The organism is Streptomyces coryli (assembly GCF_011044975.1).
Taxonomy (GTDB): Bacteria; Actinomycetota; Actinomycetes; order Streptomycetales; family Streptomycetaceae; genus Streptomyces; species Streptomyces coryli.
Window position 1 is genome coordinate 1 of the sequence record NZ_JAAKZV010000348.1, and the last position, 6,320, is coordinate 6,320.

The following is a 6,320-nucleotide window of genomic DNA, read 5'->3' on the forward strand; positions in this document are numbered from 1 at the left end:
GACGCGGGGGCGGGCCGTGGGGACGTCCCGGGCGACGTCGTGCGGCTGCCCGCGGAGTCGCTGCCCGTACGGGCGGAGGCGGAGGCCGCGGTCGTCGGCGCCTCCCTGGCCGCCGTGGCCGCGGCGGTGGAGCTGGCGGGCCGGGGCCGGGAAGTGGTGCTGCTGGCGCCGGGCTTCAGCCTGGGCACGGAGCTCACGGCGGCGAACCGGCCGTGGGTGTCGGTGCCGACTACGGCGAACCGGCCGGGGGCGACCGTGCCGGAGGAGGCGGCTGAACGCGAGCTGCTGTGGCCTCTGCTGGGGGCGGATGCCCGGCCGGGTGCCGTCGTGCCGCTACGCCCGGCGGCGCTGAAGCTGCACCTGGAGGACGCGCTGCTGGGATCGGGCGCGCAACTGCTGTACGGCGTGCGGGTGGTGGGGGCGTACGGTGCGGCGGCATACGGCGGCGGAGGCGGGCCCGTGGCACCCGGCGGTGGACGTGGCTCTACGGGCCTCATCCTGGCGGACGCCGGCGGTCGTGGCCTGGTCCGGTGCGACGTCGTGCTCGACGGCAGCGCGTCAGGGGACGTGACCCGTACGGCAGACCAAGGCACGGCCGCGCCGCATCCCGCAGCGCGGGTTTCGTTGAGGACCGCCGTGTGGAGCGTGGAATTCGACGGCGTGAAGGCCTCTGCGGAGACGGCCGGCCGGCACGCGGCTGCCACGGACATCCGCTTGATCGACGGCTGCCGTGGCCCCGGCCACGTGTACGGCCTCTTCGCCGTGGAGGGCGGCCGCCGCCAGGCGGTGCGGGCGGCAGGTCAACTACTCAGCAAACACCCGGACTTCACGGGCGCGACCATCGGCGCGGTCGGCCGCGAGCCGCTGGCGGGCCCGTACACGATGCCACGCGGCCTAGCTTCGGCAACCGAAGGAGGGCAGCAGGCCGAGCCCGTCGTACGGACGCTGCCGCACCCCGCACACCGTAGGCCTCAATCGCCGCGGCTTCGTCACCCTCGGCGCCGCCGCGGCCGTCGCCCTCGGCCTGCGCCCGCAGAGCGCCATCGCCGTACCGGCCGCGAAGGGCATCGACGACGACTGGCTCAAGAAGATCGCCGCGCCCGGCAAAGCCACCGAGTACCGCAGCCCCGCCGCCCTCGCCAACATCGGCATGCCCGTGGGCGGCGTCGCCGCCGGACAGGTCTATCTCGCCGGCGACGGCCGACTATGGCTGTGGGAGGTCTTCAACCCGGACGCGTTCCCGTACGGGGGCGCCGACTGGCAGGGCGTGCACTACGCCGACCCGATCAAGCAGCAGAGCCCGTTCAAGAGCGGCTTCGCGCTGCGCTGGGACGGGCCGTCCAAGGGCACCAAGTCCCTGGATTCCGACGGCTTCACGGACGTCACCTTCCAGGGGCGCTACCCCGTCGCGACCATCTCCTACGCCGACCCCGCCGCCCCCGTCGCCGTCACGCTGCAGGCCTACTCGCCCTTCGTCCCCACCGCCACCGCCGACTCCTCCCTCCCGGCGACCGTCCTCGAGTACACGCTCAAGAACACAAGCACCGAGACCGTCACCGCCAAGCTGCTCGGCTACGCCGAGAACCCGGTATGCGTGCGCAGCCGCAAGGCGCAGCCCGTAATCCTGACTGCCGCCCCATTCGCCGCAGGCGGCGCCACCGGCGTGCAGCACTCCGCCAAGCCCGGCGCCCAAGCTGAACCACCCCGCGAGGAAATCGTTTTCGAGGACTGGGAGCGCACGGACTACGGCGCCGACTGGACCGTCTCCGGCACCGCCTTCGGCGCCGGACCCGTCACCGAGGCCGAGTGCCCGGACTACTTCAAGCGCGAGGGCGCCCTCAACATCACCGGCTCCCGCTTCGTCACCTCGCACCACTTCCGCGCCGGCGGCGACGCGGGCGCGGCCGACGACGCCAAGGGCAAGCTGGTCAGCAAGCCCTTCACGGTCAGCCGCCGGTACGTGGCCGTGAACACCGGCGGCGGCAACCAGACGGGCAAGGCCTGCGTGAACGTCATCGTCGACGGCAAGACCGTCGCCACCTTCACCGGCCGCAATACGGAGACCCTGAGCCCCCGCGCGTACGACATCAGCGCCTACGAGGGCAAGCAGGCGACGATCGAGATCGTCGACGAAGCCACCGGCGGCTGGGGCCACATCAACGTCGACCGGATCTGGTTCACCGACGAGCCGGTCGGCGCGAAGCCGATGGCCGAACTCACCGACAACGGCACCTTCGCCGTCGCGGCCGCCCACCCCGATGCCGAGGTCCGCCCCTCCATAGCCGACTGGTCGACCCCCGCCGCCCTCTTCGACTCCGCGGACGCCCCGGCCGAGGCCGACGGCGGCCGCACCACGGTCACCGGCACCGTCACCGTCCCGGTCACCCTCGCCCCCGGCGAGGAGAGGCTCGTCCGCTACGTCCTCTCCTGGCACTTCGACCTGGTCGACCGCAAGCTCTTCGGCTACCTCACCGGCGCCGACCAGCTCCGCCGCCACTACGGCACCCGCTTCAAGGACGCACGCGACGTCGCCGCCGTCATCGGCACCCGCGGCGCGGAACTCGCCACCGCCACCCACCAGTTCGTCCGCACCTGGTACGAGGACTCGACCCTCCCGCAGTGGTTCCTGGAACGCACCCTCGTCCCCGCCTCGACCGCCGCCACCTCCACCGTGCACCGCTTCCAGGACGGCCGCTTCTACGCCTGGGAGGGCATCTACTGCTGCGACGGCACCTGCACCCACGTCTGGAACTACGCCCAGTCCCTCGCCCGCCTCTTCCCCGACCTGGAGCGCGACACCCGCGAGCGGGTCGATTACGGCATCGCCTTCCACGCGGACACCGGCGCCATCGACTACCGCGGCGAGGCGGCCAAGCACGTCGCGCACGACGGCCAGTGCGGCAACGTGCTGCGCACGTACCGCGAGCACCTGATGTCCAAGGACAACGCCTTCCTCACCCGGGTCTGGCCGAAGGCGAAGAAGGCGACGGAGTACCTGATCGGCGCGGACGGCTCCGACCAGGACGGCGTCCTGGAGGGCGAGCAGTACAACACCCTGGACGCGTCGTGGTACGGGGAGATCCCCTGGATCAGCGGCCTGTACATCGCCGCCCTGCACGCCGCCGCGGCGATGGCCGACGACATGCACGACACCGCCTTTGCCTCCAAGTGCCGGGAGCTGGCGGCAAAGGGGACCGCCCAACTCGACGCGAAGATGTGGAACGCGGAGTACGGCTACTTCGAGCAGCTGATCGACCCGGCGCACGCGGGCGCGATCAACTCCAACCGCGGCTGCCACATCGACCAGATGTACGGCCAGACCTACGCCTTCCAGCTCGGCCTGCCCCGGGTCTTCCCGGAACAGAAGGCGAGGACGGCCCTGACCAACATGTACAAGAACAACTTCCTCCCCGACGCCCAGGCGTACAAGGACGAGTCCGGGATCCCGGGCGGCCGCGTCTACTCGACCGAGGGCGAAGCCGGCACCCTCCTCTGCACCTGGCCCTTCGGCGGCTCCGATACGGCACCGGGCGACGGCGAGCCGTTCGCGATCGGCTACTTCAACGAGGTGTGGACGGGCCTGGAGTACCAGTTCGCGGCGCAGCTGATGGCCGAGGGCATGACGGACCAGGCGCTTGCGGTGACCCGGGCGGTGCACGACCGCCACTCCGCCGAGAAGCGCAATCCGTACAACGAGATCGAGTGCTCCGACCACTACGCCCGCGCGATGATGAGCCACGCGGTGTACCTGGCGGCGCTGGGCTTCGAGTACCACGGCCCGCGCGGCCACCTCGGCTTCGCGCCGAAGCTGGACGCGGACGACTTCGCGGCGGCGTTCACATCGGCGGAGGGCTGGGGCCTGTACCGGCAGACGCGCACGACGACGTCGGTGCGGAGCGAGGTGGAGGTGCGTTACGGGACGCTGCGGCTGGCCTCGCTCGCGGTGCCGGCGGACGCGACCCGGGCCACCGTCTCGAAGCGGGGCGCGAACGGCCGTACGGCGAAGGTCGCGGTGCGGAAGGTGAAGGCGGCCGACGGGCGCACCGTGGTCACGCTCGGCGAGGCGATCACGCTGCACGCCGGGGACGCGCTGGTGGTGACGGTGCGATGAGCGTGCTGTTCGCGGCGGTCGGCGGCTTCCTCGGGGCGGGGAAGACGACGACGCTGGTGGCGCTGGCGCGGGCGCTGGAAGCCCGCGGGCGGCGGGTGGCGATCATCACGAACGACCAGGGCGAGGACCTCGTCGACACGATGGTGGCGGACGCCGCGGCCGAGGTCACCGGCGGCTGCTTCTGCTGCCGCTTCGAGGACCTGCTGGCGGCGGCCGCGCGCTGTGTGGAGGAGCGCCGGGCGGACGTCATCCTGGCGGAGGCGGTGGGCAGTTGCACCGACCTGCAGGCCACGGTGGTGCGTCCGCTCAGCCGCCTGTACGGGGACCGCTTCGCGGTGGCGCCGCTGGTGACGGTGGTGGACCCGGCGCGGTTCACGGCGCTGGCGGCGGCTGGGGATGTGGATCTGGCGTATCTCTTCGACCGGCAGGTGGAGGAGGCGGATGTGGTGGCGCTGAACAAGGCGGATGCGGGCGGTGGCGGTCCGGTGCGGGAGGCGCTGGGGGCGCTGCATCCGGGCAAGCGGGTGGTGGAGTATTCGGCGCGTACGGGGGAGGGGCTGGGGGCGCTGGTCGACGTGCTCACTTCGGAGGCGCCGGGGACGGACCGGGACATGCCCATCGACTACGACCGCTACGCCGCCGCGGAGGCGGAACTGGCATGGCTGAACCACGCGGTCGAGATCCGGGCGGACACCGGCTTCGCGTCGGCCCGCTGGGCGGAGGTACTGCTCGGGGAGCTGGCGGGGCGGGGCTGGGTGGTCGGGCACGTGAAAGTGCTGCTGACCGCGGAGAGTGGGACGACCAAGGCGAGCGCGGTCGGCGACGGCGTCGCGATCTCCGTCGACGCCGACGGCGGCCGGATGCGCCGCGCTCACGCCCGTATCAACGCCCGCGTGGCGGCCCCGCCCGCGGAGCTGGACGCGGCCCTACGGGCGGCGCTCGCCGCGGCCGACGACGCGACCGGCGCTACGAGCCGGGCCGAGCGCCCGCCCGCCTCCTTCGCGCCGTCCTACCCGCGCCCGGTGCACCGGCTGCCCGCGTAACCGCGCGTCCATCGGGCGCCCCGTGCACCGGCTGCCCGCGTAGCAACCCCGCCCGCCCCCACTCACCGCAGCTTGGCGACGAACTCGCCGAGCTTCGTCATCATCCGCTCCGCCTGCTGCTCCACGCTCAGCGACTCCTCGAAGCGCCCGCCCGGCGCCGGCTGCTTGATCCCGCGTACGTAAAGCGAGCAGGCCAGGTCCGTGCACATGTGCAGCCCGACGGAGTCGCCGGCGCGGCCCTTGCGGGCGACGAGCAGCGAGACGCCGTTGCCCGGATGTGTCGTAAAGCACAGCGAGCACATGCTGCGATGCAGAAAGCCGCGCTGCTTCGACGGGAAGCGGAAGGCGACGCCGAGCTCCTCCGTGACGAGGTAGCTGCGGTCGGGCGCGCGTGGATCGCGCCAGCCGAGAAAGTCGAGGTCGTCCCAGGGCTGGGCGGCGAGATCCGGCAGGTTGAGACGCTTGGCCTCGCCCTTCGTGCAGTTGATGAAGGATGAGCGGATCTGTGCTTCGGTCAGTGGTTCCATAAGTGCATTAGGCCATTGGCTAGGGTTCCTAGGAAAGGTATTTTCGCATGGCGCGGGCTGGGCTGACGACCGAGCGGGTGGCGCTGGCCGCCGCGGACCTCGCGGACGAGGTGGGCCTCGACGCCCTCACCGTCTCCGCGCTGGCCCGCCGCCTGGGCGTACGGGACGCGAGCCTGTACTCGCACGTGAAAAGCCTCCACGACCTGCGGATGCGGGTGGCAGTCCTGGCGGCGGCCGACTTCGCCGAGCGGCTGGCACCCGAGCTGGCGGGCCGGGCGGGCGCGGACGCGCTGACCGCTTTCGCGACCGTCTACCGCTCCTTCGCCCTGGAGCGCCCCGGCCGCTACGCAGCCACCCAGCTCCCACTGGCCGACGGCTACACCTCCCCGGCAGGCGAGCGCGCGATCGAGATGACGTACCAAATGCTCCGCGACGGCTACGCCCTGGAGGAGCCGGACCTGACGGACGCGGTCCGCCTCCTCCGCAGCACGCTGCACGGCTATGCGGACCTGGAGCTGAAGGGCGGCTTCGGCCATCCGCGGGAGGTGGAGCGATCGTGGGCCCAGGCTGTGCGGGCGCTGCACGTGGCCCTGACGAACTGGCCGTGCCCGCCCACCCGCGGCGCCCGTCCGCACTGAC

4 protein-coding genes and 2 pseudogenes are annotated in these 6,320 nt (G+C 72.3%); 4 read left to right on the forward strand and 2 right to left on the reverse strand.

Features of this window, described 5'->3' with window-relative positions:
* Positions 1–188 (reverse strand): annotated as a pseudogene (locus G5C51_RS43485) (CAP domain-containing protein); the annotation flags it as partial.
* On the opposite strand from G5C51_RS43485, the pseudogene G5C51_RS44375 reads away from it, so the two are divergent.
* The 3 genes and pseudogenes from G5C51_RS44375 to G5C51_RS43880 form a co-directional block, all read left to right on the forward strand.
* Positions 127–531 (forward strand): annotated as a pseudogene (locus tag G5C51_RS44375) (hypothetical protein); the annotation flags it as partial. The pseudogenes G5C51_RS43485 and G5C51_RS44375 overlap by 62 nt on opposite strands.
* A gap of 619 nt (positions 532–1,150) precedes the next feature.
* Positions 1,151–4,111, forward strand: coding sequence for a GH116 family glycosyl hydrolase (locus G5C51_RS38790; protein ID WP_240930221.1), 2,961 nt, complete (start codon positions 1,151–1,153; stop codon positions 4,109–4,111).
* Positions 4,108–5,154, forward strand: coding sequence for a GTP-binding protein (locus G5C51_RS43880; protein ID WP_165245090.1), 1,047 nt, complete (start codon positions 4,108–4,110; stop codon positions 5,152–5,154). Before G5C51_RS38790 ends, G5C51_RS43880 begins: the two co-directional genes overlap by 4 nt.
* Before the next feature lie 62 nt (positions 5,155–5,216).
* Here the strand turns inward: G5C51_RS43880 and G5C51_RS38800 are convergent, their stop codons facing one another.
* Positions 5,217–5,681, reverse strand: coding sequence for an FBP domain-containing protein (locus G5C51_RS38800; RefSeq protein WP_165245092.1), 465 nt, complete (start codon positions 5,679–5,681; stop codon positions 5,217–5,219).
* 47 nt (positions 5,682–5,728) lie between these two features.
* Between G5C51_RS38800 and G5C51_RS38805 the strand changes: the two genes are divergently transcribed.
* Positions 5,729–6,319: a TetR/AcrR family transcriptional regulator gene (locus tag G5C51_RS38805; RefSeq protein ID WP_165245094.1), complete on the forward strand. Its 591-nt coding sequence runs from the start codon at positions 5,729–5,731 to the stop codon at positions 6,317–6,319.
* The last annotated feature ends 1 nt before the right edge of the window (position 6,320 follow it).

Bases quoted from the DNA above. Each gene is read 5' to 3' on its own strand.
- G5C51_RS38805 (WP_165245094.1), top strand. From the start codon at position 5,729: ATGGCGCGGGCTGGGCTGACGACCGAGCGGGTGGCGCTGGCCGCCGCG.
- G5C51_RS38790 (WP_240930221.1), top strand. From the start codon at position 1,151: ATGCCCGTGGGCGGCGTCGCCGCCGGACAGGTCTATCTCGCCGGCGAC.
- G5C51_RS43880 (WP_165245090.1), top strand. From the start codon at position 4,108: ATGAGCGTGCTGTTCGCGGCGGTCGGCGGCTTCCTCGGGGCGGGGAAG.
- G5C51_RS38800 (WP_165245092.1), bottom strand. From the start codon at position 5,681: ATGGAACCACTGACCGAAGCACAGATCCGCTCATCCTTCATCAACTGC.